Here is a 26,984-nt window from a genome sequence, read left to right as displayed (position 1 = left end):
CTCAGGTGGTCTCCAGCGACTTTGTCTTCACCACGAGGCTGTCGTCCTCGGTTTCCTCGAGGAACTTGGCGAAATAACGCTTGAGCTTCGGGATCTTGACCAGCTCGTCCATCGAATATTTGTGCGCGTCGCGCACCAGTGTCGAGGGGTTGAAATAGGCTTCCGCGTTCTCCGGCGTCAGCACGAAGGGCGGCAGGCCCTCGCGGCCGAGGATATAGCTCATGATCAGTGCGCCGGTGCGGTGGTTGCCCTCGATGAAAAGTTGCGGACGGCTCAAGACCCGCACATAGACGCCAGCGGCGCGCTTGCGCACCGTTTTGCCCTTGGCGCGCTGGTACCAGTCGACCAGCCCGCCGATGTCCCCGGCCTCGCGATCGTAGAAGTGTTCTTCCGTGCGTTCGATGTGATTGCTGAATTCCGACCGGGCCTCGCGCGAGGAACCGCAGAGCACCAGGTGGTTCAATTCGAGCAGATGGTGGAACTGGCCGAGCTTGAGGATATCCGTACCCTCCCGCAACAGGCCGTTCACATAGGCGTAGCCTTCCAGCATGTGCTCGACCACGCTGTCAGGCATGCCGTCGCGATGCATGGTCAGGACCGCATTGATGCGGTCGAACTGACGCTGGGTGTCGCGCAGCTTCTGTTCAATCCTGGCAAGGTCAAGGCTGTGCTTGAACATGTTGCGTTTCAGTGCCTCAAGACCGGTGTTTCTCGCATGCGCAGGGTCGCGAAACGATTGAATGATGTGGCCAATGGTAGGGCGGGCAGAGGTTCAGATCAATGGCCGCTCCGGACAGAGCCCCGGCCATTCCATGCGCGCCGAACAATCAAAAGGGCGGCTTTGCGAAGAAAGCCGCCCGAAAAACAGTCCGATTGGCAGAACAGCCTTAGCTGAATTCGCCCGAAAGATATTCTTTGGTGAGCTGTTCCTTCGGGTTTTCGAAGATCTGCTTGGTGTCGCCGACCTCGACGAGGAAGCCGGTGCGGCCGCCCTGCGACATGTCGACGGAGAAGAAGGCCGTCTTGTCGGCAACGCGGATCGCCTGCTGCATGTTGTGGGTCACGATCGCGACCGTATAGTCCTTCTTCAGCTCGAGCATCAGTTCCTCGATCTGGCGGGTGGCGATCGGGTCAAGCGCGGAGCAGGGCTCGTCCATCAGAAGCACGGTCGGCTCGGTGGCAATGGCGCGGGCGATGCACAGGCGCTGCTGCTGGCCGCCGGAAAGCGACAGGCCGTTCTGCTTCAGCTTGTCCTTGACCTCGTTCCAGAGGGCCGCGCGGCGCAGTGCCTTTTCAACGCGGGCATTGATGTCCCCCTTGAAGCCGTTGAGGCGCAGACCGAAGGCAACGTTTTCGAAAATGCTCATCGAGAACGGGTTCGGCTGCTGGAAAACCATGCCGATGTGACGGCGGACAACCACCGGATCGACATTCTTGCCGTAGACGTCCTGGCCGAGGAAATGCACATGGCCTTCGAGGCGGAAGATCGGGATCAGGTCGTTCATGCGGTTCAGCGAGCGCAGCACGGTCGACTTGCCGCAGCCCGAGGGACCGATGAAGCCAGTGATCTTGCCCTTTTCGATATCGACATTGGCATCGCGCACGGCAAGGAAGTCGCCATAATAGATCTTGTCGATGTCCGCGCCGATCGCGACATCGCCGACGTCCTGCTTGCCGGCCGTGGCGTCAAACTTGTTCATTTCCATTTCGATAGACATGATAAGCGACCTTTATCTCTTACACGCGGCGGGTGCCGAACGAGCGACTGAGAATGTTGAAAACGAGCACGATCAGCACCAGTACGAGGGAAGCTGTCCACGCCAGTTCAATCTGGTTTTCATAGGGCATTGCCGAGAAATTGTAGATCAATATCGACAATGATGCTGTCGGCTCCGTAAAGCTTCCGATCCAGTAATTCGAAAAGAGTGCCGTAAACAGCAGCGGGGCCGATTCACCGGACGCACCCGCTACCGCAAGCATTACGCCGGTCATAACACCTGGCAGCGCTGTCGGCAAAACAATTTTGGTAGCAACCTGTGTGGAATTGCAGCCCATTCCGTAGGCCGCGTCCTTCATCCGCTGGGGCACCATGCGGAACGCCTGCTCGGCGGTCAGAAGCACCGTCGGCAGCATCAGGATGGCGAGCGAGAGACCGCCGGCGATCGCCGAGTAGGTCTTCATCATGATCACCAGCCAGGCGTAGACAAAGACACCGGCGAGGATCGAGGGAAACCCGGTCAGGACCTTGCCGACGAAGCGGACAAGCGAAGAGAACCGGCTGTCGGGGTTGATCAGGCCCGTATAGATGCCGCCGAGCACGCCAATTGGGATGGAAATCAGCGAGGCGATCGCGACCATAACCAGCGTGCCGAGGATGGCATTGCCGATGCCGCCGCCCTGTTCAAATGGGGCGGGCGGCAGCTCTGTGAAGATGGCAAGGCTGAGGCGCACGCCGCCGCGGCTGATCAGCATCCAAAGAACGGAGATCAGCGGGATGGCGGCGATGCCGGCGAGGATCCAGAGGATGATCGTCTGGATGAAGTTCATCAGCGTCCGCCGTTCGGCGAAGGAAAAGCTGAGGTTCGGATTGCCGAGGGCAACAACTTCGGGGTTCATGTCGTCGGTGGTGCTCATGGTTTCTATCCCCTCAAGGCCTTACGTGACCGTCTGACGCGATGTGTAGTTCATGATGACCGTACCGATGATGTTGACCGCCATGGTGATCATGAGCAGCACGACCGCGGCATACATCAGCGGGCCGATCTGGTTTGCGCCAGCCTCGGGGAATGTCGAGGCCAGAAGCGATGCCAGCGTTGTTGCCGGCGAGAACAGCGACAGCGAGACCTGCTGCGAGTTACCGATCAACATGGCAAGCGCCATGGTTTCGCCGAGCGCGCGGCCGAAGCCAAGCACCAGCGAGGCGAAGATGCCACCCGAAGCGGTGGGCAGGATGACCTTGCGGATCGCTTCCCACTTGGTCGTGCCCATGCCGTAGGCGGCTTCCTGGACCTTCAGCGGGATCGCCTTGAAGGCATCCTGCGAGATCGCGGCAACCGTCGGCAGGATCATGATCGACAGGACGATCATGGCCGGGAACATGCCGGGACCGGCAAGCGATGTGGAAAAGAACGGAACGAAGCCGAACGTGTCATGCAGCCAGCGGGCGACGGGACGAATGGCGGGGATCAGCACATAGATGCCCCAGAGACCGTAGACAACCGAAGGGATGGCCGCGAGCATTTCGACGATCAGGCGGAAGATCCAGGCAAGGCGTGCATTGAGGAAGCCCTGCGTCAGGAAAATCGCGACGGCGATGCCGAGGCCGCCGCCAAAGAGCAGCGCCAGAAGCGAGGAGTAGAGCGTGCCCCAGATCTCGGCGAGGATACCGAATTCGTTCGTGTTGGGGTTCCACTCGACGGTCGTCAGAAAGGAAAGGCCGTATGTCCGCATCGCCGGGGCGGCCTGGGAGCCGATTTTCCAGAAGATGTAGACCAGCAGGACGACGGTGATCAGGCCTGCGAAAAATGTCAGAAAGCGAAAGGATTTGTCGTAACCGTATTCGAAGGCGGTCGGTGGTCGCGAAACACTGCCATCGCGTGGCGTAACGGATTTCGGCTTGTCGGCCATCAAGGGGCTCCTGGTAACGGCGATCGGGACGTCTACCGCGATCTGACTGGAGAGAGCGTAAAACTTCTGCGTGTATTCATTCCAACAAAGCCGGGGCGCAACACGTTACGCCCCGGCCGAAGTTCAATGTGACCGAGATCAGCCGCCGATTTCTTCCAGCGACTTCTTGTTGATTTCGATGACGTTTTCCGGCAGCGGGATGTAACCCAGCTTGTCGGCCATCGTCTGACCGGTGGTCAGGCCGTAGTTGATCATTTCCTTCAGCGCGGCAACCGTGTCGGCGTCCTGGCCGGTCTTGTAGAGCAGGATCCAGGTGAAGGTGGCGATCGGGTAGGAGTCGGCGCCCTTCGGGTCAACGATGAAAGCGACGTTGTTTTCGTCGAGCTCGGCCGAAGCGAGAGCGGCGCTACCAGCTTCCGGACCGGCCTTCACGAAGTTGCCAGCCTGGTTTTCAAGCATGGCGTAAGGCGTGTTGGTCTGCTGGGCGTAGCCGTATTCGATGTAGCCGATGGCGCCGGGGGTCTGCTTGACCGTGGCGGTGATGCCCTGGTTGCCCGGAGCGGCTACGAAGTTCGAAGCCTTCGGCCACGGAACGGTCTTGCCGCCGCCGACCGTGCTTTCGAATTCCTTCGAGATCGCGGAAAGGTGGTTGGTGAAGTTGAAGTTGGTGCCCGAACTATCGGCGCGAACGACAACCGTGATGTTTTCGTCGGGGAGGTCGACGCCTTCGTTGGCGGCGGCGATGGCTTCGTCGTTCCACTTGGTGATTTCACCAAGGAAGATCTTCGGGTAGACGTCGCGCGGCAGCTTCAGCTCGGAAACGCCGTCGAGATTGTAGGCGAGAACGATTTCACCGGCCGTCATCGGCAGGAGAACGACGCCGCCGTCAACCTTGGCCATTTCCTCGTCGTTCATGGCAGCGTCGGACGCTGCGAAATCGACAACGCGGTTGGTGAAGTCTTCGATACCGCCGCCGGAGCCCTTGGCCTGGTAGTTGACTTCAATACCGGTCTTCTGGCCAAAATCCTTAAACCAGGCCGAGTAGAGCGGGAAGGGGAAAGAGGCGCCGGAGCCCGTCAGCGAGGTGTCTGCAGCCTGAGCGACAGTGCCGCTTACGACCATAGCGGCGGCAACGGCAGCAACCTTAGCGCCCTTGGTAAAATTTCCGATTTTCATCAGATAGCCCTTTTGAGGTTTGGTTGAAAACGGAAGTCGTATAACAACGAAATATAGGCAAGCATAGCATGTTGTAAAAAATTCATAAACGGGGAAAAACCCGTGTTTTCTTTTAAAAAACCGTCACACAACTGTCGTAAAACTGTCATAAATGGGTTCGGCTTGCATCAGTACTTGCGATTTCTGCGTCGCACCGTAGCCCTGGGCTGACCCCATTTTTTCTTCCGCGCGTTTTGGCTAGGATCGAATAGCGGCACGCGAGGTCTGCTTGACATAGAGCAAGGCGAATGCGCTGGCGCCGACTAGTTTCGCCGCCGGCCGCACCGCCACACCGCCCGATCACCCTTGCTAGACGCCGCGCACGCGACAGGAGAGGCAATGACAGAAACAGGAACACCGCTCCCTGAGACAGGCGGATTGCATCAAGACAGCGTCGCCGAATTGCTGATGCGGCAACGAACGCTGGAGCGGGCCGCACTCGTGGCGCTCGAAGCCGGCCGAATCCTGATGGAGACCGGGGCGAAATCCGCCGTCGTGCGCGAGGGCGTCAGGAAGGTGGCGCTCGGCCTCGGCGTTAAGACCGCAGACATCCGCGTCGGCTTCGCCTCGATATCGACGACGGTCGGCGACGGCGTCTGCTCGTCCACGCACATGATCGGGGTCGGCCATCACGGCGTCAACATGCGCATCAACCATCGTGTACGCGAAATCTGCGCCGAAACGGGCAGGGGCGGGCTGACGCCTGACGCGGTTGAGCAAAAGCTGGCCGCGGCGACAAAGACCACGCCCAAGCATCACAAGCTGCTGAACGTCTTTGCCGCCGGCCTTGCCTGCGCCGCCTTCGGAAGGCTTCTCGGCGCCGATGCGCCAGCCTTTGTGACGACGCTGGTCGCCAGCATGATCGGCCAGTATATACGTCTGGTGCTGCTTGAACGGCACTACAATGCCTTCGTTGTCACTGCCACGGTTGCCTTTGCCGCCGCCGTGCTGTCCGGTATCGGGGCGATGGCCATGGGCAGCACGATGATCGACACTTCGATGAGCGCGGCCGTGCTGATGCTCGTGCCGGGCGTGCCGTCGATGAACGCGCAGACGGATATCATGGAGGGGTTCCCGACGCTCGGCAGCGCCCGTTTCGTCACCGTCGCGATGATTCTCGTCTTTATTACGTTGGGCGTCGGCGCGGCGCATATCGTGCTTGGCGGCGGGCTGCAGGACGCAATCAAATCGACGCCCAATATCGTTCATCACGCCTTTTTTGGCGCGGTCGCGGCAGCCGGCTTCGGCGTGCTGTTCAATTTCGGCTATCGCAATCTCGGCTGGGCAGCACTTGCCGGTGCGTTGGCGCTTGCGGTCAGAACCTTCTGCATGCTCAATGGGTGGCCGCTGGAAGCTGCCTCCTTTGCAGCTGCCGTCGCCGTCGCGCTGGTCGTCGAACTCTCCTACAACACGCCGTTTCCGGTGCGCCGCGTCGGCAATGCCATTGCCGTCGCCGGCTGTATTCCCATGGTGCCGGGAAGTGCTGCAGCCCACTGGATCATCGGCCTCTTGGAGATCACGGTCCAGCCGCTCGAAAAATCGGACATGATGCTGGCGGCAACCACCAGCGCCGGCCTGCAGGTGATCTTCACCGTCGGCGCGATCGGCGCGGGCCTCACCATGGTTTCCTCCACCTTCCGCCGGCCGGAGTTTCCGACCAGGGACCATGAGGATTGAGCCTCTGGCTGAACATCCTTCGTCAGAAGCTTCGCTCTGTCGAGGTCAGTTTCAGGCATGGAACGGAAAAAGGCCCGCATCGATCGCGAGCCTTCTCTCTTTCGTTTTTCAGCGCAGGTTCGTCTTCGTCAGCTGCACCAGTTCGTCGCCGCGGCCGTTGAGGATCGCGCGCATCATGTAGAGGCTGAAACCCTTGGCCTGTTCCATGGTGATTTGCGGCGGCATGGCGAGTTCCTGCTTCGCCGTCATCACATCGACCAGCACGGGGCCGGGCGTCTTGAGCGCTTCATCGAGGGCGGCGGGGAGCGCCTTGGCGTCTTCCACCTGTATGCCCTTCATGCCGGCGGCTTCCGCGATGCGGGCAAAGTCGGGGCTGCTGAGATCGGTCGAATCGGAGATATAACCGCCCGCCTTCATTTCCATCGCCACGAAGCCGAGCGAGCGGTTGTGGAAGACGACGATCTTGATCGGCAGGTTCAGCTGCGTGACCGACAGCACATCGCCCATCAGCATGGAAAAACCGCCATCGCCGCACATGGCGATCACCTGCCGGTCCGGATCGATGGCCTGGGCGCCAATCGCCTGCGACAGAGCGTTGGCCATGGAACCGTGCGAGAACGAACCGATCAGCCGCCGCTTGCCATTCATGCCGACATAGCGCGCGGCCCAGACGGTCGGCGTGCCGACATCGCAGGTGAAGATCGCGTCGTCGGTTGCCTTTTCACTGAGCAGCCTGGCGAGATATTGGGGATGGATGTTGCCCTTGGCGCTTTTCTCCGAGGCGAGGGAATCAAGCCCCTCACGGGCCTTCTGGTAATGCTTGATGGCGTTGTCGAGAAATTTGGAGCTGCGGCCCTTCGTGAGCTTCGGCAGCAGCGCGCGGATCGTCGCGCCGACGTCGCCCAGAATTCCGAGATCGACCTGAGTGTGGGCACCGAGCGCCTCGGCGCGCGTGTCGACCTGCGCGATCTTCGCTTCTTCGGGATAAAAGGCGCGGTAAGGAAAGGCGGACCCGAGAATGAGCAACGTATCGGCCGACCCCATGGCATGATAGCCCGAGGAAAAGCCGATGAGCCCGGTCATGCCGACATCGTAGCGGTTGTCGTATTCGATGAATTCCTTACCGCGCATGGCGTGGACCATGGGCGATTGCAGCGCCTCGGCGAGCGCAAGCACATCATCGCGGGCGCCGGCGCATCCCGCGCCGCACAGAAGCGTGATATTGCTCCCGGCATTCAGCAGCTCGGCAAGCTTGTCGATCTCCGCCTCTGGCGGAACCATGGCGGGCTGAGCCGGCGCGTTCCAGCGGATCGCCGTTTCGCCGGGCATTTCCTTCAGCGCGATATCGCCCGGTAGAACGATGACGGCGACGCCTTTTTTCGCAATCGCCGTGCGCATGGCAACTTCCAGAATATAGGGCATCTGGTCGGGCGAGGAGATCAGTTCGCAATAGACGCTGCATTCACGAAACAGTTCCTGCGGATGGGTCTCCTGGAAATAGCCACTGCCGATTTCCGAGGAGGGAATGTGGGCGGCGATCGCCAGGACGGGAACGTGGTTGCGATTGCAGTCATAGAGCCCGTTGATCAGATGCAGGTTCCCCGGACCGCAGGACCCCGCGCAGACGGCCAGCTCGCCGGTGACATGCGCCTCCGCTCCCGCGGCAAAGGCGGCCGCCTCCTCGTGGCGGGTGCCCATCCATTCGAGGTTCTTCAACCGGCCGATACTGTCGCTGAGGCCGTTCAGCGAGTCGCCGGTCACGCCCCAGATTCGCTTCACCCCTGCCTCGCCAAGATAGCGGGCGATGTAATGTGCGATGCTCTCTGCCATGGGTAAGCTCTTTTCCTTGCTGGCGCCCGGGAAGGGACCGGCAGCGCGCGCCATCACCTGCCGGAGCGATCATCCGTTGCCGCGCATGTTGCGGATTTATCGAATAAAACGTCGGAGATCGGCAAAAGCTTACCAACAGGCCAAAAAGAGGTGAAGCCCCGGCGGCGTTTTTACGGCGGGTTTGCCGCCGGCACCGGGGCCCAATGCGCAGAAGACCGGAAGATCAATCAGTTATCGTCGTCACAGTAGAACATGTCGAAGCCAAGCGTGTCGCATTCCGGCGGGCCGGGCCTGCAGGAAATGGTCGGGCAGCCTTTGGTGTCCTTGGTCGGAACGACTCGCTGGACGGCGTGTCCGCCCTGGCCGAAGCAGATCGTCGGGCTGTTGACATAGCGGTCATAAAGCATTCGGCCGCTGCCGCTTGGCGAGGGATAACGCAGGATCGCGGCACCTTCGCGGCCAAGAATGCTGTGGACCTGATTGCAGGTCATGTCCTGAATGTCGTATCGATTGATCGGATCTTGGGCCGCGGCAGTTCCAGCGGCGGCAAAGAGCACAAGTGATGCGATTATGAGCTTCATGGTCTACCCAATGCCCGCTAGGGGCTCCTCCATGGACTTGTATAGCCTGTTGATACCATAAGGAGATGTTCGGCGCCATGACACAACCTGGGGATAAGGATGCACAGATTCGTGATATTCTGCAATCTGTGAAGCGGATCGCGCTTGTCGGGGCTTCGCCGAAAACCGAACGGCCAAGCAACCGGGTCTTGGGTTTCCTGCTCTCGAAAGGCTACGATGTCTTCCCCGTCAATCCGGGGCTTGCGGGCAAGCAGATCCACGGCCGGACAGTTTATGAAAGCCTTGCCGCGATACCGGGCGAGATCGACATGGTCGACATCTTCCGGGCATCTGAATTTGTCGGCGGCGTGGTGGACGAGGCGCTGGCGCTTGAACCGCTGCCCAGGGTGATCTGGATGCAGCTCGGCATTGTCGATGAGGACGCCGCAAGCAGAGCCGAGGCGCGCGGCCTCGACGTTGTGATGGACCGCTGCCCGGCGATCGAATATCCGCGGCTGATGGAGACGGAGTGAGGCGGGCCTACCCCTCGTAGCGGAGCATGTCCGGGTCGGCGCGCATTTCGCTCAGCACCTCGGCATTCTCACAATATTCACGGAAATGGCTGCCGGCGGTGTTGCAGGCGAGATCGTCGCGGCAGCGCTCTTTCGCCCGGCAGGCGGCGCAATTGGCTTGCATGCCATAATAGAGGCGGCGATACTGGAACTCCGCCTCGACCGGATCGATGTTGAGCGCCTTCATCATCTCGGTCATTTCGCTGGCGTCGCGCGGCTCCGCCATGGCAATGTCTTCTTCGGCAAGTCGCTGGAGGAAGGCCAGCACGGCGGCCTCTTCGCCTTCGAAATGGGCGGTATTGCGCCAATCGGCATAACGATCGTCGGCGCGATTGTCGTCAGTCAAAACGTCCATTGCGATGCTCCTATTGGTCGACAGCAATATTGACGTTTGTATAAAAGGCGACATTGATCTTGATCAAAACAGGGCCGGCGGCAAAGCAGATGAGACCGGCCCGCAAGAAAGGGAAGAGCACTTTATGGATAACAAAGAACCGGGCTTTTCGACGCTCTCGATTCACGCCGGGGCGGCACCCGATACCGCGACCAATGCGCGGGCGACGCCGATCTACCAGACCACATCCTACGTTTTTAACAATTCCGACCACGCCGCGGCTCTGTTCGGCCTGAAGGAATTCGGCAACATCTACACGCGCATCATGAACCCCACGACGGCGGTTCTGGAGGAGCGCGTGGCGGCGCTTGAAGGCGGAGCGGCTGCCCTTGCCGTAGCCTCGGGTCATTCCGCTCAGCTTCTCACCTTCCACATGCTGATGCAGCCGGGCGACAATTTCGTCGCCGCGCGCAGGCTTTACGGCGGCTCGATCAACCAGTTCGGCCATGCCTTCGAGAATTTCGGCTGGTCCGTGCGCTGGGCCGACAGCGGCGACATCGACAGCTTCGCCGCCCAGATCGATGAGAAAACCAAGGCCGTCTATATCGAAAGCCTTGCAAATCCAGGCGGCACCTTCGTCGATATCGCCTCGATCGCCAAGGTTGCCCACGACCACGGTTTGCCGCTGATCGTCGACAACACGATGGCGACGCCCTATCTGGTTCGCCCGTTCGAACACGGCGCCGATATCGTCGTGCATTCACTGACCAAGTTCCTTGGCGGGCACGGCAACTCCATGGGCGGCATCCTGGTCGATGGTGGCACATTCGACTGGTCGAAGTCCGGCCGGTATCCGATGCTGAGCGAACCGCGCGTCGAATATGATGGCATCGTCCTGCACGAGGCTTTCGGAACGATGGCCTTTGCCCTTGGTGCAAGGGTCCTGAGCCTGCGCGACCTTGGACCGGCGATATCACCCTTCAACGCCTTCATGATCTCGACCGGCATCGAAACCCTGCCGTTGCGCATGCAGCGTCACTGCGACAATGCGCTCGCCGTCGCCAAGTGGCTGAAACAGTCCGACAAGGTCGCCTGGGTCGGCTATCCGGGGCTTGAGGGCGACGAAAACCACGCCCTGCAGCAGCGCTACTCGCCGAAGGGCGCCGGCGCCGTCTTCACCTTTGGCCTGAAGGGCGGCTACGAGGCCGGCAAGACCTTTGTCGAAGGGCTGGAACTGTTCTCGCATCTGGCCAATATCGGCGACACCAAGTCACTGGTTATCCACCCCGCATCCACAACCCATGCACAGCTTACGCCGGAACAGCAGGTTGCCGCCGGCGCCGGGCCGGACGTGGTGCGTCTTTCGGTGGGCATCGAGGATGTCGCTGATATCATTGCCGATCTCGAGCAGGCCTTCGCCAAGATCTGAGATCCGGACGACAATGTGAACGATACGGAGAACGGGCGATCCACAGGGTCGCCCGTTTTTTTCACCGAGTTGTCAACAGGTCCGGGTAAACGCCGGGCACCCGGCCGTCAGGCCTTGAGCCGGTCCGGCGTCGGCCGTGCCTTTTCAAGTCCGTAGGCAACGACGCAATCACGGCCGCTGTTCTTGGCCTCGTATAGCGCGCGGTCGGACTGCGAGAGCATTGTCTCCAGATTGAAACCGGCCCCTTGCTGGATGGCGATGCCGATACTGACTGTCAGAGGTGTAGAACTGGAAGTGTGGCAGTGGCCGGCATCGGCGAGCCAGTGCCGGATCCTTTCGGCAAAACCGATTGCCGATCGAGCATCGTCCACCTTGAGCAATATGGCGAATTCCTCGCCGCCTGTCCGGCCGAACAGATGCGGCCTGTCGACCGCCTCCTCTACGGATCGGGCAAAGCAGACGAGCGCATCGTCTCCGGCACTGTGCCCGAAGCGATCATTGACCGATTTGAAGTGATCGATGTCGATCGTCAGATAGGCAAAAAGATCGGAAGGAGCAGCGGACTTCAGCCTTTCGTTGATCCTCTCGAAAAAGCCCCGGCGATTGAGAATACCCGTGAGGGGATCGTGGAATGCGAGTTTCTTGAGATGGAACTCGTATTTTTCGATCGAGAGCCAGACGGCCAGGCAAACCTTTGCTGAAAACAGCACGAAACCCGAGATCAGGGTGATCGACGTCAATGTGCCTTCATGCGGAGCGGCAGGGCTCTCCAGAACGTAGAAGACGGCAATGGCGAGGGCGGATACGGCCTCCAGCAGGAAGATCACCGGAATCGAACGATGGAAGCGGACCTCCTCGAATGTGGCCTGGTACCAGAGAAAATGCAGGGCATAGACGGCGATGACGATAACAGCCAGGAAATAGCTGGCGACGGCAGAGACGGGTCCGAAAGCGGAGAGGTTGAAAAGGACGAAGGTGGCGAACCAGACTGAAAGCGATAGCACGGTGAAGCGCAGCGGCCTGTCTTCTCCGTAAAGCGAGATCAGGCCTGCCGCCGACAGCGCTTCGGCCACCACCAGAGCCGCAATCGGCAATGCAAACAGCAGGCTTGCCTGGGGCGTGACATAGGTGAGGCCCAGAAGCCCGAGTCCCATAAGGGCCAGCGCTGCCGACCAGAGCAGGATGAACAGGCGGTCCCTGTTGCGCAGCCAGAGCGGAAAGAGCAGGATGGACAGAAGGATGCAGTCCGCTGCCCATGCAAAAACGGCCGTCAGATTATATTGCAAGGCCGAAGATCGCTCCCCGAATTCAACCACAAGGTCTGGCTTCATAGCCCTCCTGCCGCGCGCGCACCACATGCGTTCCAGATCATTTCTGAAGTTAAACGATTTAAACTGCCAACTCGGCACGAAGTCGCCTTGGCTGTCGTCCTGAATGACGCAGCGCAGCAGGTGCAGCGTTCTCAACTGCGATCAGGTGACGCAATCCATCTCTTGAAGTGACGGGGTGTGGCACTCTATGTAGGAGAGTAATGAAAGATTCGACAGATAACGGTTCCGATCAGCCGGCCGAAGGACAGACATGACAAATCCCGTAGATACCGCGATGGCGCTTGTGCCCATGGTTGTCGAGCAGACCAATCGCGGCGAACGTTCCTATGACATTTACTCCCGCCTCCTGAAGGAGCGGATCATCTTCCTCACCGGTCCGGTCGAGGATCATCTGGCGTCCCTGATCTGCGCCCAGCTTCTTTTCCTCGAAGCGGAAAACCCGAAGAAGGAAATCGCGCTCTACATCAATTCGCCAGGCGGCGTCGTGACCGCCGGCATGGCGATCTATGACACGATGCAGTTCATCCGCCCGGCGGTCTCGACACTTTGCATCGGCCAGGCCGCCTCGATGGGGTCGCTCCTGCTTGCCGCCGGCGAGAAGGGCATGCGCTTTGCCACGCCGAATGCGCGGGTGATGGTGCACCAGCCCTCCGGCGGGTTCCAGGGCCAGGCATCCGATATCGAGCGCCATGCCCGCGATATTCTGAAGATGAAACGCCGCCTCAACGAGGTCTATGTCCGTCATTGCGGCCAGACTTACGAAGAGGTTGAAAAGACGCTGGATCGTGACCATTTCATGGATGCAAGCGAGGCGATGGACTGGGGCCTGATCGACAAGGTCATGACATCGCGCAGCGAAATCGAGGGCGGCAACTGATCTTAGGCCGGAATGAATTCGCAGGTGAAACTGAGTATGGCTCTGCTGTGCCGACCTTGATCGGCCGGAGGCGTGGTCCGGTAGCGGACCGCGCCATGTTGGCATTTCGGGATCACGATTGCGTTTTTTGGCTTTAAACCGGTGCTGAAGCCGTTAATAGTATGGAAAACCGGAGCTGTTATCCCGGTTTTTGAAGATTTGGCGTTGTTTCGCGTTTGCGCCTGTTGCCTGTAAGTCTGTCGCGTCGTTTTGTTGCCCCGATGTTTTGAAAGCATCCGGACGCGCGACAGAAGCAAGAATGTGAAGCCGTTCACCAGAAGGGACGGCTGACTGGAAGGAAGTGATAATGAGCAAAGTCGGCGGTAACAATGGCGGTGACTCGAAGAACACGCTCTATTGTTCCTTTTGCGGCAAGAGTCAGCACGAAGTCCGCAAGCTGATCGCTGGCCCGACCGTATTCATCTGCGATGAATGCGTTGAGTTGTGCATGGACATCATCCGCGAGGAAAACAAGACCTCGATGGTGAAGTCGAGCGACGGCGTGCCGACGCCGCAGGAAATCATGGGCGTTCTGGACGAATATGTGATCGGCCAGAGCCATGCGAAACGTATTCTCTCGGTGGCGGTGCATAACCACTACAAGCGGCTGTCGCACGCCTCCAAGAGTTCCGATATCGAATTGTCGAAGTCGAATATCCTGCTGGTCGGCCCAACCGGCTGCGGCAAGACCTATCTTGCCCAGACGCTGGCCCGCATCATCGACGTGCCCTTCACCATGGCGGACGCGACGACGTTGACGGAAGCGGGCTATGTCGGTGAGGACGTCGAAAACATCATCCTGAAGCTGCTGCAGTCGGCCGACTACAATGTCGAGCGCGCCCAGCGCGGCATCGTCTACATCGACGAGGTCGACAAGATTTCGCGCAAGTCCGACAATCCGTCGATCACGCGCGACGTCTCGGGCGAGGGCGTGCAGCAGGCGCTCCTGAAGATCATGGAAGGCACGGTGGCTTCCGTCCCGCCGCAGGGCGGCCGCAAGCATCCGCAGCAGGAATTCCTGCAGGTGGACACGACCAACATCCTGTTCCTGTGCGGCGGCGCGTTCGCCGGTCTCGACAAGGTGATCTCCGCGCGCGGCGAACGCACCTCGATCGGCTTCGGCGCTTCGGTGAAGGCCGCCGACGACCGCAAGGTCGGCGACGTGCTGCGCGACCTGGAGCCGGAGGATCTGGTCAAGTTCGGGCTGATCCCTGAATTCATCGGTCGTCTGCCGGTCATCGCCACGCTCGAGGATCTCGACGAGGAAGCCCTGGTCCAGATCCTGACGGCGCCGAAGAACGCGCTCGTGAAGCAGTATCAACGCCTGTTCGAGATGGAAGACGTGGAACTGACCTTCCATGAGGATGCCCTGATGGCGATCGCGCGCAGGGCCATCGAGCGCAAGACCGGCGCGCGCGGGCTGCGATCGATCATGGAGAAGATCCTGCTCGACACGATGTTCGAATTGCCGGCGATGAAGGGCGTGCGCGAGGTGGTGATTTCGGACGAAGTGGTCTCTGGAACCTCCCAGCCGCTCTACATCTACGCCAATCGCTCGGACGACAAGGCGAATGCCTCGGCGTGACGCGGGCGTTACGCAGGAATGATTCGGAAGGCAGGGCAGGGTCCCTGCCTTCGTCGTTTTTGCCGGCCAAACTCATCCAACGCCTGCAATCGTCCGTTGTTCCGGTGAAAACAGGGGCAAAGGTTGAAATCGGCCTTTCAAAGCGCCACTTGTTCCGCAACAATTGACAAGAATGTTCGGGCTGTCTCCCAGAGCCCGTCAATGCCCGGAGACCTTCCGGGCTGCCTGAAAGGAAAAAGACATGACGCAGAACGCGCCTGCAGCGGAAAATGCTGCGTTCCCGGTGTTGCCATTGCGTGACATTGTGGTTTTCCCCCACATGATCGTTCCGCTCTTCGTTGGCCGCGAGAAGTCCATTCGCGCCCTGGAAGAGGTGATGAACGCCGACCGCCAGATCATGCTGGTCACCCAGGTCAACGCAAGCGATGACGACCCTGAACCCGATGCGCTTTACCGCATCGGCACGATCGCCAACGTGCTGCAGCTTCTGAAACTGCCCGACGGCACGGTCAAGGTGCTGGTCGAGGGCAAGGCCCGCGCGGCCATCGGCGACGTGCGCCTTGAGAACGATTTCTACGAAGCCAATGCCGAAGTGCTCGGCGAGCCGGAGGAAGATGCCGTCGAGATCGAGGCGCTGGCCCGCTCGGTGGTTTCCGAGTTCGAGAACTATGTGAAGCTGAACAAGAAGGTTTCGCCCGAGGTCGTCGGTGCCGCCGGCCAGATCGAGGACTACTCGAAGCTTGCCGACACGGTTGCCTCGCATCTTGCGATCAAGATCACCGAGAAGCAGGAAATGCTGGAAACCACCAGCGTCAAGGGACGTCTGGAAAAGGCGCTAGGCTTCATGGAAGGCGAGATTTCCGTCCTGCAGGTCGAAAAGCGCATCCGCACCCGCGTCAAGCGGCAGATGGAGAAGACCCAGCGCGAATACTATCTGAATGAGCAGATGAAGGCCATTCAGAAGGAACTCGGCGAGGGCGAGGACGGCCGCGACGAGATGGCCGAGCTGGAAGAGCGCATCAAGAAGACCAAGTTCTCCAAGGAAGCCCGCGAAAAGGCCGAGGCGGAGATGAAGAAGCTCCGCAACATGAGCCCGATGTCAGCGGAAGCGACCGTGGTGCGCAACTATCTCGACTGGCTCACCGGCCTGCCGTGGAACTCCAAGTCGAAGATCAAGCGCGACCTGAAGCACGCCGAGGAGGTGCTGGAAGAGGATCATTTCGGCCTCGAGAAGGTCAAGGAACGCGTTGTCGAGTACCTCGCGGTGCAGGCGCGGGCCAAGAAGCTGAAGGGACCGATCCTCTGCCTCGTCGGCCCGCCCGGCGTCGGCAAGACCTCGCTTGCCCAGTCGATCGCCAAGGCAACCGGCCGTGAATATGTGCGCATGGCGCTCGGCGGTGTTCGCGACGAAAGCGAAATCCGCGGTCATCGGCGTACCTATATCGGCTCCATGCCGGGCAAGATCGTGCAGTCGATGAAGAAGGTCGGCAAGAACAATCCCCTCTTCCTGCTCGACGAGATCGACAAAATGGGCGCCGATTTCCGCGGCGATCCGTCCTCGGCCCTGCTCGAGGTGCTGGACCCGGAACAGAACTCGACCTTCATGGATCACTACCTGGAAGTCGAATATGACCTGTCCAACGTGATGTTCATCACCACGGCGAATACGCTCGACATTCCGGGCCCGCTGATGGACCGTATGGAGATCATTCGCATCGCCGGCTACACCGAGCAGGAGAAGCTGGAAATCGCCCGGCGTCACCTGCTGCCAAAGGCGATCCGCGAGCACGCGCTGAAGCCGGAGGAATTCTCCGTCGATGATGCCGCGCTGACGCGGACGATCCAGCAGTACACCCGCGAGGCGGGCGTGCGCAGCCTTGAGCGCGAGCTGATGAAGCTTGCCCGCAAGGCCGTGACCGAAATCGTCAAGGGCGACAAGACCGCCGTCCATATCACCGCCGATAATCTCGAGGACTATCTCGGCGTCCAGCGCTTCCGCCACGGCGAAGCGGAAGGCGACGATCAGGTCGGCGTGGTCACGGGTCTTGCCTGGACCGAGGTCGGCGGCGAACTGCTGACGATCGAGGGTGTGATGATGCCCGGCAAGGGCCGCATGACGGTGACCGGCAATCTGCGCGATGTCATGAAGGAGTCGATTTCGGCAGCGGCATCCTATGTCCGCTCGCGCGCCGTCGACTTCGGCATCAAGCCGCCTATGTTCGACAAGAATGACATTCATGTCCATGTTCCGGAAGGCGCCACGCCCAAGGACGGACCGTCGGCAGGCGTTGCCATGGCAACCGCGATCGTCTCGGTCATGACTGGCATTCCGGTGAACAAGAACGTCGCCATGACGGGCGAGATCACCCTTCGCGGCCGCGTCCTGCCGATCGGCGGTCTGAAGGAGAAGTTGCTTGCTGCGCTCAGGGGCGGCATCACCAAGGTGCTGATCCCCGAGGAGAACGCCAAGGATCTTCCCGAGATCCCGGATAACGTCAAGAACGGTCTGGAGATCGTGCCCGTGTCGCGCATGGGCGAGGTCCTGCAGCACGCTCTTCTGGAGATGCCGCAGCCGATCGAGTGGGATCCGGAAGCCGATCCTGTCTCCATGTCGTCCGATGAATCGGACGCCGAATCGAACAAGTCAGTGGCGCATTAACGCCGAAATATTGCCACTTTTCAGGGGCTCCTGTGGAAAAGGGGCCCCTGAGGTCGTGCTTTGGTCGGCCTTTTCCTCACAAATTACCCCAAGCCTATTGCAATTCCTTGAAACGCAGGGCTTTTGAAAGTCAGCGGGCGGCGGTCGCAGCGTGGCCGACGCCCGAGAAACAAGAGATCCGTTTCGAACCATTTGAGAAAGGGTGGAAACATGAACAAGAGTGAACTCGTAGCCTCCGTTGCCGAAAAGGCCGGTCTGTCCAAAACCGATGCCGCTTCTGCTGTCGACGCCGTATTCGACGCCGTGCAGGGCGAACTGAAGAACGGCGGCGAAGTTCGCCTGGCCGGCTTCGGCGCCTTCACCGTTTCGCACAGCGCAGCGCGCAAGGGCCGCAACCCGTCGACGGGCGCCGAGGTCGATATCCCGGCCCGCAACGTTCCGAAGTTCACGGCCGGCAAGGGTCTCAAGGAAGCTTGCAACTCGTGATTTCTGCCGTCTTCTGACGGAGTATCGACCCGGAGCGTCTCGCTCCGGGTTTTTTGTTGACCGTTTTGTTGACGCTCAGTTACCGAAGCGCGCGCCAGATAGCACTTGCCGGACCCCCGCGCGTTGACTAAATCTGGCGCACAACAACGCTGCAGGGAGGAACCCTCTCTGCGGCACATTCTCGGGGCGGGGTGAAATTCCCCACCGGCGGTATGCGTTTCGGCGCGAGCCCGCGAGCGTCTTTCCGGACATTGCCGGAAAGGGTCAGCAGATCCGGTGAGAAACCGGAGCCGACGGTCACAGTCCGGAAGATAGAGAATGCAAGCTGCCGGAAGCATCGCCTTGTCGATTGCCGCCGGCGCCATGCGTCGTCCCGCATTCCGCGCGTTTTTTGAGCGCCATGAAGGATCGAGACAGGCATGGACAAGGCAATCTATCGTTCCCCCGCATTGACCGGCGCATTCTGGATGGTGCTCGCCGGCGTGGTCTATGCCGCGGCCAATGTGCTGATCCAGCAGTTGACCATGAAAATGGGCTTTGCCTCCTCATCCGTTGCCTTCTGGCAGTATGGCATCGCCTTTCTCTTTGCCATTCCGTATCTGTGGCGCACCGGGCTGAAAGTGATGCGCACCGCCTATCCCGGCCAGCACATCGTCCGCGTGGCGCTTTCCGCGCTCGGCGTGCAGGCTTGGGTGTTCGGTCTTCAGTCGGTCCCGATCAGCCAGGCGATCGCCCTGGTGATGACGTCGCCCTTCTTCATCATCGTCGGCGCCAAGCTGTTTCTGGGCGAACGCGTCGGTCCGTCGCGCTGGATTGCGACGGCCGTCGGCTTTTCCGGTGCGTTGCTGATCCTCCAGCCCTGGTCGGCGAGCTTTACCTGGGCGGCGCTGCTGCCGGTTCTCTCCGCGCTGCTGTGGGGCGGAACATCGCTGATCACCAAGAAGCTGACGGCGCATGAGAGGCCGGAATCGATCACCGTCTGGCTGCTGATGCTGCTGACGCCGATCAACGCCCTTGTCGCGGTCGGCGGCGGCTTCGCCGTGCCCATGGGCGACGCGATCTGGATCATGCTGGCGCTCGGGCTGATGACGGTGCTGGCGCAGTATTTCCTGACGCTCGCCTATTCCAGCGCGGACGCAGCTTACGTCCAGCCCTTCGATGACCTCAAGTTGCCGCTCAACGTGCTCGGCGGCTGGCTGGTCTTCGGATTTGCGCCCGACGCGCTGTTCTGGGTCGGCGGACTGATGATCCTCGGCGCGTCGCTCTCCATCATGATGATCGAGCGCAGGCGGGAGCGCTGAGACAAATCTGTCATGCCCGCGTCATCAAGACGTTATCGTCCTGTCACGGGCATGACGCACAACCCTCCGGTATTTCAAGCCCAGGAGGGAAACCCATGAAACTGCGCCTTTCCGGTGCGGCGCTTTCCGCCGCACTTCTCGCATCGGCCGCCATTCCGGCATCCGCCGACCCGGTCTTCAACCGCATCGCCGTATTCCCGGTCAACGAGAACCTGCCCGTCGACATGGACGCCATGAGCGCCACCTCTGCGGAGATCATCACCGCGACCGAGGACGGCAACATGCTCGTCTATTCCGACAGCCCACTGGAAGCCGTCGGTTTCATCGACATCAAGGACCCGCGTGCGCCGAAGCCTGCCGGTATCGTCAAGCTTGACGGCGAGCCGACCTCGGTTGCCGTATCCGGCGCCAAGGCCTTTGTCGGCGTCAACACCTCGGAAAGCTTCACCGCGCCCTCCGGCTTCCTCGGCGTCATCAACATCGCGTCGAAGACCGTCGAGGCGCAGTGCGACCTCGGCGGCCAGCCCGATTCGGTCGCCGTGTCTCCCGATGGCTCGATCGTCGCCATCGCCATCGAGAACGAGCGCGACGAGGACCTGAACGATGGCGAGATCCCGCAGATGCCGGCCGGCGACCTGGTGATCATTTCGCTGAAGGACGGCGCCGCCGATTGCGCCACCACGAAGCATGTTGCCATGACCGGCTTCGAGGAGCTGACCGCGCCGAGCGATCCGGAACCGGAGTTCATCGACATCAACGACGAAAACGAGATCGTCGTGACCATGCAGGAAAACAACGGTATTGCCATCGTCGATGGCAATACCGGCGCGGTGAAGGCTCACTTCTCCGCCGGCACGGTCGACCTGACGGGCATCGACACAGAGAAGGACGGCAAGCTCGACTTTACCGGTTCGCTGAACGACGTTCCGCGCGAGCCCGACACCGTCAAGTGGCTCGACAATGACCGCTTCGTCATCGCCAATGAGGGCGACTACAAGGGTGGTTCGCGCGGCTTCTCGATCTTCTCCGATGCCGGCGAATTGCTGCACGAGGCCGGATCGTCCTTCGAACGCGCCGTCGCTGCCATCGGCCACTTCCCGGACAAGCGCGCCGGCAAGAAGGGCGTGGAACCGGAAGGCCTGATCGTTGGCCAGTACGGCGATACCAACTACCTCTTCGTCATGTCCGAGCGCGGTTCGGTCGTCGGCGTCTACAATGACAACGTTCAGGACGCGCCGGAGCTCGTCCAGCTTCTGCCGTCGGGCATCGGCCCGGAAAGCGGCGTCGCCATTCCGGCCCGCAACCTGCTGGTGACGGCCAATGAAGAAGACCTCGGCCCTGACGGCGGCGTACGCGCCCATGTGATGCTCTACGCCTATGAAGAGGGCGAGGCGGACTATCCGCAGATCGCTTCCGACGTTTCCCGCGATCCGCTGATCGGCTTCGGCGCGCTCTCCGGCCTTGCCGCCGACCCGGCGGACGCCTCGAAGCTCTATGCCGTCAATGACAGCTTCTATTCGGGCCAGCCTTCGGTCTTCATCATCGACGCTTCGAAAAAGCCGGCGCTGATCACCGACGCGATCCGCGTGACCCGTAACGGCGAGCCGGCCGAAAAGCTCGACCTCGAAGGCGTTGCCGTCGACGGCAAGGGCGGCTTCTGGCTGGCGTCTGAAGGCAATCCCGACAAGGACGTGTCGCATGCGGTTCTCCACATCGACGGCACGGGCGAGATCACCGAAACCATCGACCTGCCGGAGGAACTGCTGGCCAACCAGACGCGCTTCGGCATGGAAGGCATCACCACGGTGGGCGAGGGCGATGACCTGACGCTGTGGATGGCCGTTCAGCGCGAATGGGCCGATGACGCCAAGGGCTTCGTCAAGCTTCTGGCCTATACGCCGGCAACGGGCGCATGGGGCGCGGTCTCCTATCCGCTGGAAACGCCGGAAAAGGGCTGGATGGGCCTGTCGGAAATCACCGTCAATGGCGACAATGTCTATATCGTCGAGCGTGACAACCAGATCGGCGCTGCCGCGAAGGTCAAGAAGCTGTTCAAGGTTTCGCTTGCCGACATGAAGCCGGCCGCGATCGGCTCGGAACTTCCCGTCGTCGAAAAGCAGGAAGTCGTCGACCTTCTGCCGCTGATGAAGTCGGCCACCAACGGCTATGTCGTCGACAAGATCGAGGGCTTCACTATCGCCGCCGACGGCACGGCCTATGCCGTGACCGACAATGACGGCGTCGACGACAGCTCCGGCGAGACGCTGTTCTTCACGGTTCCGATGAAGATGTAACGAGACGAGGCCGGCAATAGGCCCGTTCCTGATAAGAGAGGCCGCGGCGCGAAAGGCGCTGCGGCCTTTTCCATTCCGACCTACTTCAGCCTGCGTTCGATCGCCTTGGCATCCTGCCAGAGCGCTTCCATGCGTTCCAGCGTGGCGTCGTCGAGGCTTTCGCCGTTTTCCTCGAGCGAGCGCTCGATATGGCCGAACCGGCGCCTGAACTTGGTGTTGGTCCCGCGCAGCGCCTGTTCTGGATCCGTCTTCGTGTGGCGACCGAGATTGACGGCGGCGAAGATGAGGTCACCAAGTTCGTCCGCGATCTTTCCCTGATCGCCGCTCGAGAGAGCCTGACGCAACTCTCCGATTTCTTCCTCGAACTTGTCGAGGATCGGCTCGGGTTCCGACCAGTCGAAACCGACCCGGGCGGCCTGTTCCTGCAGTTTCAGGGCCTCGGTCAGGGCAGGGAAGCTGCGCTGGACATTGCCGAGATGGCCCGCCTTGAAATCTTCGGTGACACCGGCCTTTGCGCGCCGCGCTGCACGATCGGCCTTTTCCTGCCGCTTGATCTCGTCCCACTGGATCTTCACCGCCTCGGGCGTATCGGCCTCGTTGCGGGCAAAGACATGCGGGTGGCGGCGGATCATTTTTGCCGTGACCGCATGCACCACATCGCCGAAGGCAAAAAGGCCGTCCTCCTCCGCCATGCGGGCGTGATAGACGACCTGTAGCAGGAGATCGCCCAGTTCGTCGCAGAGATCGTCAAAGTCCTTGCGCTCGATCGCGTCGGCCACCTCATAGGCCTCCTCGATCGTGTAGGGTTTGATCGTTTCGAAGTCCTGCTTGATGTCCCAGGGGCAGCCGGTATCCGGATCACGAAGGGCTGCCATGATGTCGATAAGGCGAGTGATGTCTCGGGAAGGCTCCAAGGGAATGCTCCGTTGCGTCGGAAATGTCACCCAAGCGGGATGTTAGTCTCGCCCTTATGCGACTGGTAGGTGTTCGACGCAAGCGCGTAGGTCGCCTTGATCCTTTCGATCTGTCGAAGGAAGCGGGTGCGGTCCGGTTCATCGGCGGCCTCTGCCATATCCACGATCGAACGGGCGTCGAAGAAGGCGTTGTGCCGCCGGTAGCCGCCGGGCTCGAGCCCGTAGAGTTCCTTCATGATCTTCAGGTCATGGGGAATGCCGAAGCTGTCGCGCGAATCCTCGTGGCTGAAAAAGTAGAAATAGTTATCGAACCCGGCCCAGGTGATCGCCGACATGCACATGGTGCAGGGTTCGTGGGTGGAGAGGAACAGAAGCTCCTTCGTGTCGGGTTTCTCCGGCAATTCGTAGAACTGCTTCAGCGTATGCACCTCGCCATGCCAGAGCGGGTTGGAGGTCTCGTCATTGGTGCCGGCAATGACAAGGGAAAGGTCCGATTTCTTCAATATGGCGGCACCGAAGACCTTGTTGCCGGTCTGCACACCTCTGGCAGTAAGAGGGAGGATGTCATTTTCGATGACGTCCAGCAGACGTTGGGTCAATCGCGCATCGCTCATTCATGGTCCCCTTTGTGGCAGGCTTTTGCTGCAGCCAGTTAAGATGGCAATCAAAGCGTGCGCAAGGGAGCGTATGCGAGCTGCAGTTAAATTTGCTGTCTCGATGGGCGAATTGAGGAATGAAATGTTTCTGCAGCCATAGCCGCGCACTTTCGTTCCTTCAAGGAAAGGGCGTCGAAGGCCATCATTCCTGGAACTAAGGAAGGACTGGTCAGAGATGGTCGCTAAAGAAGAATTGCTGTCGGCTTTTCCGGCATTTTTCAGGGTTGAGGGCCGCAAGGTCGCGATTTTCGGCTCCGGCGCGGAGGCCTATGCCAAGGCCCGGCTGATGGCGAAGACGAGCGCAGAGATTGCCGCCTATGGCGAAAACCCTGACGAGGACTACCGTGCCTTTCTGGCCGAGCATGGCGCTAGCCTGGTCGAGGCTCCCTTTGCCGCCGAGCAGCTTGACGGCGCGGTTCTCGCCTTCGCTGCAACCGGCGAGCCGGGGCAGGACCATTTGATCGCCGACTGCGCCCGCGCGCTTTCCGTTCCGGTCAATGCCGTCGACCAGAAGGAAGACTGTGATTTCTATACGCCCGCGCTTGTTGCCCGTCCGCCGGTGGCCGTTGCCATCGGCACGGAAGGGGCTGGGCCGGTGCTGGCGCAGATGATCCGGGCCCAGATCGACACCATGCTGCCGCGTTCGCTCGGGCCGCTGGCGCGGCTTGCCGCCAATCTGCGCGACAAGGTGGACGCCAACATTCCGCGCGGCGCGGCGCGGCGGGCCTTCTGGTCGCGTTTCTTCAACGGCTCGGTCGCAGGCGCCGTCGAAAAGGGTCGCCTTCTGGAGGCCGAATGCCTCGCCGACGAGATCATCTCCGACGGCTCCGCCGTGTCGGGCCATGTCGCGCTTGTCGGCGCGGGGCCGGGGGCGGAAGACCTGCTGACGATCCGCGCCCACAGACTGCTGATGGAGGCCGATGTGATCGCCTACGACGCGCTGGTGCCGCAGGCTGTCGTCGATATGGGACGACGCGACGCGGAGCGCATCTCCGTCGGCAAGCGCAAGAACTGCCATTCGAAGTCGCAGAATGAAATCAACGACCTGCTGGTGAAACTTGCCAAGGAAGGCAAGCGCGTCGTGCGCCTGAAATCCGGCGATCCGCTGATCTTCGGCCGGGCCGGCGAGGAGATGGCCGCGCTCAGGGCTGCCGGCGTTTCCTATGAAGTGGTGCCCGGCATCACCTCCGCTTCCGCCGCTGCCGCCGACTTCGGCCTGCCGATGACGCTGCGCGGCGTTGCCTCCACACTGGTTTTTACGACCGGCCACGACCTTAATGGCGACACCTTGCCGGACTGGGCCGCACTTGCGGTCCGGGGTGCCACCATTGCCGTCTATATGGGCCGTTCCGTTGCCGCAAAGCTCGGCGCCCGGCTGCAGGAAGCGGGCGTTCCCGCCGACACCACGATCGCCGTCGTCGAGAATGCCAGCCGCAAGAACCGCCGGCTGTTCCATGGCGTCCTTTCCGAACTGCCGCAGCTTGAAGCGCGCGAGGACCTGACGGGACCGGTCATGGTGATCATCGGCGATGCGGTCGCAGGCGCCAGTCTTGAGAATTCGAGCGCGCTCGCGCTCAACAACAATCTTGTCGAAGAGAAATTCACGGGAGCCCTCCATGTCCGCTAAGGTTCTGACCGCCAACCGCCTGACCGATGGCCTTGCCGTCTGGCTCGACGCCAACGGTCGCTGGACGCGCGATCTGCAGCATGCGCTCGTCGCCCGCCACGAAGCCGCTATTGAAAGCCTGGACGAGATCGGCAAGCGCGACTTCTCCGGCAATCTGATCGTTGATGTTGCCGTGATCGACGTCGACGAGCGGCCCGATGGCCGGATCTGGCCGGTCAGGCTGCGCGAGCGCATTCGCGCCGAAGGCCCGACCATCCCCTATGCAGCGGGCTATGCCCCTGCCAAACCCGAACATGTGGAGGCGTGACATGTATCGCTACGACGAATTCGACCATGATTTTGTTCGCGAGCGCGTCGCGCAGTTCACCGATCAGGTGGAGCGCCGGCTTTCGGGCGAAATCACCGAGGACCAGTTCAAGCCGCTGAGGCTGATGAACGGCGTCTACCTGCAGCTACACGCCTACATGCTGCGGATCGCCGTGCCCTATGGCACGATGAACGGTCGGCAGATGCGGATGCTCGCCCATATCGCGCGCAAATATGACCGGGGTTACGGCCATTTCACCACGCGTCAGAACATCCAGTTCAACTGGCCGAAGCTGGAGGACATTCCGGCAATCCTGAGCGATCTCGCCGAGGTCGAGATGCATGCGATCCAGACGTCGGGCAATTGCATCCGCAATGTCACGGCCGATCATTTCTCCGGCGCTGCCGCCGACGAGGTCGCCGATCCGCGTCCCTATGCGGAAATCCTGCGGCAATGGTCGTCGCTGCATCCGGAATTTTCCTTCCTGCCGCGCAAGTTCAAGATCGCGGTGACGGGCGCCGAGCGTGATCGCGCGGCCATTCAGGTGCATGACATCGGCCTGCATCTGAAGAAGAACGAAGCTGGCGAACTCGGCTTTGCCGTTTATATCGGAGGCGGGCAGGGACGCACGCCGATGATTGCCAAGAAGGTACGTGATTTCCTGCCGGAGGCCGACCTTCTGGCCTATGCGACGGCGATCCTGCGCGTTTACAATCTGAACGGTCGCCGCGACAACAAGTACAAGGCGCGAATCAAGATCCTGGTCCACGAGACCGGCCTTGAGGAGCTGAAGACGGATATCGAGCGCGAGTTCGAGGCGCTGAAGAACGGCGAACTGACGCTACCTGACGGCGATATCGAGGCCATTCGCAGGTATTTTGCTCTTCCCGAACTCCCCGAACGCGAGCGCGATCGCTTCGATACAGCAGACAGCGGCTATCTCGACTGGCTGACGCGCAACACCGCTGCCCACAGCCGCGATGACTACGCCATGGTCACCATCTCGCTGAAACCCATCGGCGGCATTCCGGGCGATGCGACCGACGCGCAGATGGAAGCCGTCGCCGATATCGCCGAGCGCTTTGCCTTTGACGAAATTCGCGTCAGCCACGAGCAGAACCTCGTCCTGCCGCATGTCGCCCGCGCCGATCTGCAGGCCGTTTATGCGGCGCTGAAGGAGGCGGGTCTTGAGACCGGCAATGCAGGACTGATCACCGATATCATCGCCTGTCCCGGGCTTGACTATTGCGCGCTCGCCAATGCGCGCTCCATTCCGCTGGCCCAGCAGCTTTCCGAGCGTTTCGGCAATCCTGCGCGCCAGGCGGAAATCGGCGATCTGAAGATCAAGATCTCCGGCTGCATCAATGCCTGCGGCCATCACCATGTCGGCCATATCGGCCTTCTGGGCGTGGAGAAGAAGGGGGCTGAGCTCTACCAGATCACGCTCGGCGGCTCCGCTGATGAGAACACCTCGATCGGCGAGATCGTCGGACGCGGCTTCGAGCCGGAAAAGGTGACCGATGCGGTGGAAACCATCGTGGACACCTATCTGCATTTGCGCCACGACAACAGCGAGACATTCATCGAGGCCTATCGCAGGCTTGGCGCGCAGCCTTTCAAGGACGCGCTTTATCCGGAAAAAGCCAAGGCGGCATGAGGAATTG

At 60.8% G+C, this 26,984-nt stretch carries 22 protein-coding genes, 1 pseudogene and 1 riboswitch; of the genes and pseudogenes, 12 read left to right on the top strand and 11 right to left on the bottom strand.

The annotated features are described in order from the left end of the window. Position 1 precedes the first annotated feature (1 nt). The 5 genes from GGR30_RS02170 to pstS all read right to left on the bottom strand — a co-directional run bounded on the left by GGR30_RS02170 (position 2) and on the right by pstS (position 4,803). On the bottom strand, positions 2–679 hold the full coding sequence (locus GGR30_RS02170) for a hypothetical protein (RefSeq protein ID WP_183481944.1): 678 nt from the start codon (positions 677–679) through the stop codon (positions 2–4). Between the two features lie 208 nt (positions 680–887). Next, entirely contained in the window at positions 888–1,718 is an 831-nt protein-coding gene (pstB, locus tag GGR30_RS02165; RefSeq protein WP_183481941.1) for a phosphate ABC transporter ATP-binding protein PstB, read from the bottom strand. Positions 1,719–1,737: 19 nt separating this feature from the next. Continuing rightward, positions 1,738–2,634, bottom strand: a complete 897-nt coding sequence (gene pstA / locus GGR30_RS02160) for a phosphate ABC transporter permease PstA (protein WP_183481938.1) — start codon at positions 2,632–2,634, stop codon at positions 1,738–1,740. A gap of 21 nt (positions 2,635–2,655) precedes the next feature. Further along, the gene (gene pstC / locus GGR30_RS02155) at positions 2,656–3,627 is read right to left on the bottom strand and encodes a phosphate ABC transporter permease subunit PstC (protein WP_183481935.1); all 972 of its coding nucleotides are present in this window, start codon (positions 3,625–3,627) and stop codon (positions 2,656–2,658) included. A gap of 138 nt (positions 3,628–3,765) precedes the next feature. Then, the gene (pstS, locus tag GGR30_RS02150; protein ID WP_183481932.1) at positions 3,766–4,803 is read right to left on the bottom strand and encodes a phosphate ABC transporter substrate-binding protein PstS; all 1,038 of its coding nucleotides are present in this window, start codon (positions 4,801–4,803) and stop codon (positions 3,766–3,768) included. A 378-nt stretch (positions 4,804–5,181) separates the two neighbouring features. On the opposite strand from pstS, the gene GGR30_RS23280 reads away from it, so the two are divergent. Next, positions 5,182–6,519 (top strand): threonine/serine exporter family protein, encoded by a 1,338-nt coding sequence (locus GGR30_RS23280; protein ID WP_246413496.1) that lies wholly within the window; start codon positions 5,182–5,184, stop codon positions 6,517–6,519. 108 nt (positions 6,520–6,627) lie between these two features. On the opposite strand, the gene poxB is transcribed toward GGR30_RS23280, so the two are convergent. Next, positions 6,628–8,349, bottom strand: a complete 1,722-nt coding sequence (poxB, locus tag GGR30_RS02135) for a ubiquinone-dependent pyruvate dehydrogenase (RefSeq protein WP_183481929.1) — start codon at positions 8,347–8,349, stop codon at positions 6,628–6,630. A 227-nt stretch (positions 8,350–8,576) separates the two neighbouring features. Next, positions 8,577–8,930, bottom strand: coding sequence for a hypothetical protein (locus tag GGR30_RS02130; RefSeq protein ID WP_183481926.1), 354 nt, complete (start codon positions 8,928–8,930; stop codon positions 8,577–8,579). Between the two features lie 77 nt (positions 8,931–9,007). Here GGR30_RS02130 and GGR30_RS02125 point away from each other — a divergent pair, with 77 nt between their 5' ends. After that, entirely contained in the window at positions 9,008–9,442 is a 435-nt protein-coding gene (locus GGR30_RS02125; RefSeq protein WP_183481923.1) for a CoA-binding protein, read from the top strand. A 7-nt stretch (positions 9,443–9,449) separates the two neighbouring features. On the opposite strand, the gene GGR30_RS02120 is transcribed toward GGR30_RS02125, so the two are convergent. Then, positions 9,450–9,836: a DUF6455 family protein gene (locus GGR30_RS02120; RefSeq protein ID WP_183481920.1), complete on the bottom strand. Its 387-nt coding sequence runs from the start codon at positions 9,834–9,836 to the stop codon at positions 9,450–9,452. A gap of 124 nt (positions 9,837–9,960) precedes the next feature. Between GGR30_RS02120 and GGR30_RS02115 the strand changes: the two genes are divergently transcribed. Next, positions 9,961–11,244, top strand: coding sequence for an O-acetylhomoserine aminocarboxypropyltransferase (locus GGR30_RS02115; RefSeq protein ID WP_183481917.1), 1,284 nt, complete (start codon positions 9,961–9,963; stop codon positions 11,242–11,244). Positions 11,245–11,351: 107 nt separating this feature from the next. Here GGR30_RS02115 and GGR30_RS02110 read toward each other — a convergent pair whose 3' ends face one another. Further along, positions 11,352–12,575, bottom strand: a complete 1,224-nt coding sequence (locus tag GGR30_RS02110) for a GGDEF domain-containing protein (protein WP_183481914.1) — start codon at positions 12,573–12,575, stop codon at positions 11,352–11,354. Between the two features lie 250 nt (positions 12,576–12,825). Here GGR30_RS02110 and clpP point away from each other — a divergent pair, with 250 nt between their 5' ends. From clpP to GGR30_RS02080, 6 genes and pseudogenes are all read left to right on the top strand, one after another. After that, a complete protein-coding gene (gene clpP / locus GGR30_RS02105; RefSeq protein ID WP_183481911.1) occupies positions 12,826–13,452 on the top strand; it encodes an ATP-dependent Clp endopeptidase proteolytic subunit ClpP in 627 nt (208 codons plus the stop codon). Positions 13,453–13,798: 346 nt separating this feature from the next. After that, on the top strand, positions 13,799–15,076 hold the full coding sequence (clpX, locus tag GGR30_RS02100) for an ATP-dependent Clp protease ATP-binding subunit ClpX (protein WP_183481908.1): 1,278 nt from the start codon (positions 13,799–13,801) through the stop codon (positions 15,074–15,076). Positions 15,077–15,317: 241 nt separating this feature from the next. Then, positions 15,318–17,667: pseudogene (lon, locus tag GGR30_RS02095) on the top strand (endopeptidase La); the annotation flags it as partial. Positions 17,668–17,945: 278 nt separating this feature from the next. Continuing rightward, on the top strand, positions 17,946–18,221 hold the full coding sequence (locus GGR30_RS02090; RefSeq protein WP_018066007.1) for an HU family DNA-binding protein: 276 nt from the start codon (positions 17,946–17,948) through the stop codon (positions 18,219–18,221). A 173-nt stretch (positions 18,222–18,394) separates the two neighbouring features. Beyond that, a riboswitch (FMN riboswitch) is annotated at positions 18,395–18,545 on the top strand. Between the two features lie 95 nt (positions 18,546–18,640). Further along, positions 18,641–19,522 (top strand): DMT family transporter, encoded by an 882-nt coding sequence (locus GGR30_RS02085; RefSeq protein WP_183481902.1) that lies wholly within the window; start codon positions 18,641–18,643, stop codon positions 19,520–19,522. 95 nt (positions 19,523–19,617) lie between these two features. Further along, entirely contained in the window at positions 19,618–21,816 is a 2,199-nt protein-coding gene (locus GGR30_RS02080) for an esterase-like activity of phytase family protein (protein WP_183481899.1), read from the top strand. An 80-nt stretch (positions 21,817–21,896) separates the two neighbouring features. Here GGR30_RS02080 and mazG read toward each other — a convergent pair whose 3' ends face one another. Both mazG and GGR30_RS02070 read right to left on the bottom strand, forming a co-directional pair. Further along, positions 21,897–22,730: a nucleoside triphosphate pyrophosphohydrolase gene (gene mazG / locus GGR30_RS02075; RefSeq protein WP_183481896.1), complete on the bottom strand. Its 834-nt coding sequence runs from the start codon at positions 22,728–22,730 to the stop codon at positions 21,897–21,899. A 26-nt stretch (positions 22,731–22,756) separates the two neighbouring features. After that, positions 22,757–23,344 carry a deaminase gene (locus GGR30_RS02070; RefSeq protein WP_183481892.1) on the bottom strand — a complete coding sequence of 196 codons (588 nt, stop codon included), beginning with the start codon at positions 23,342–23,344 and terminating at the stop codon, positions 22,757–22,759. Between the two features lie 217 nt (positions 23,345–23,561). On the opposite strand from GGR30_RS02070, the gene cysG reads away from it, so the two are divergent. Genes cysG through GGR30_RS02055 form a run of 3 tightly spaced genes read left to right on the top strand, consistent with a single transcriptional unit; the run spans position 23,562 to position 26,977 of the window. Beyond that, positions 23,562–25,013 carry a siroheme synthase CysG gene (gene cysG / locus GGR30_RS02065; protein WP_183481890.1) on the top strand — a complete coding sequence of 484 codons (1,452 nt, stop codon included), beginning with the start codon at positions 23,562–23,564 and terminating at the stop codon, positions 25,011–25,013. Beyond that, a complete protein-coding gene (locus tag GGR30_RS02060; RefSeq protein WP_138749094.1) occupies positions 25,003–25,320 on the top strand; it encodes a DUF2849 domain-containing protein in 318 nt (105 codons plus the stop codon). The genes cysG and GGR30_RS02060 overlap by 11 nt, the downstream gene beginning before the upstream one ends. Before the next feature lies 1 nt (position 25,321). Beyond that, positions 25,322–26,977 carry a nitrite/sulfite reductase gene (locus GGR30_RS02055; RefSeq protein WP_183481887.1) on the top strand — a complete coding sequence of 552 codons (1,656 nt, stop codon included), beginning with the start codon at positions 25,322–25,324 and terminating at the stop codon, positions 26,975–26,977. The last annotated feature ends 7 nt before the right edge of the window (positions 26,978–26,984 follow it).

The organism is Martelella radicis (assembly GCF_014196625.1).
Taxonomy (GTDB): domain Bacteria; phylum Pseudomonadota; class Alphaproteobacteria; order Rhizobiales; family Rhizobiaceae; genus Martelella; species Martelella radicis.
This window is presented reverse-complemented; position numbering and strand designations above follow the sequence as displayed.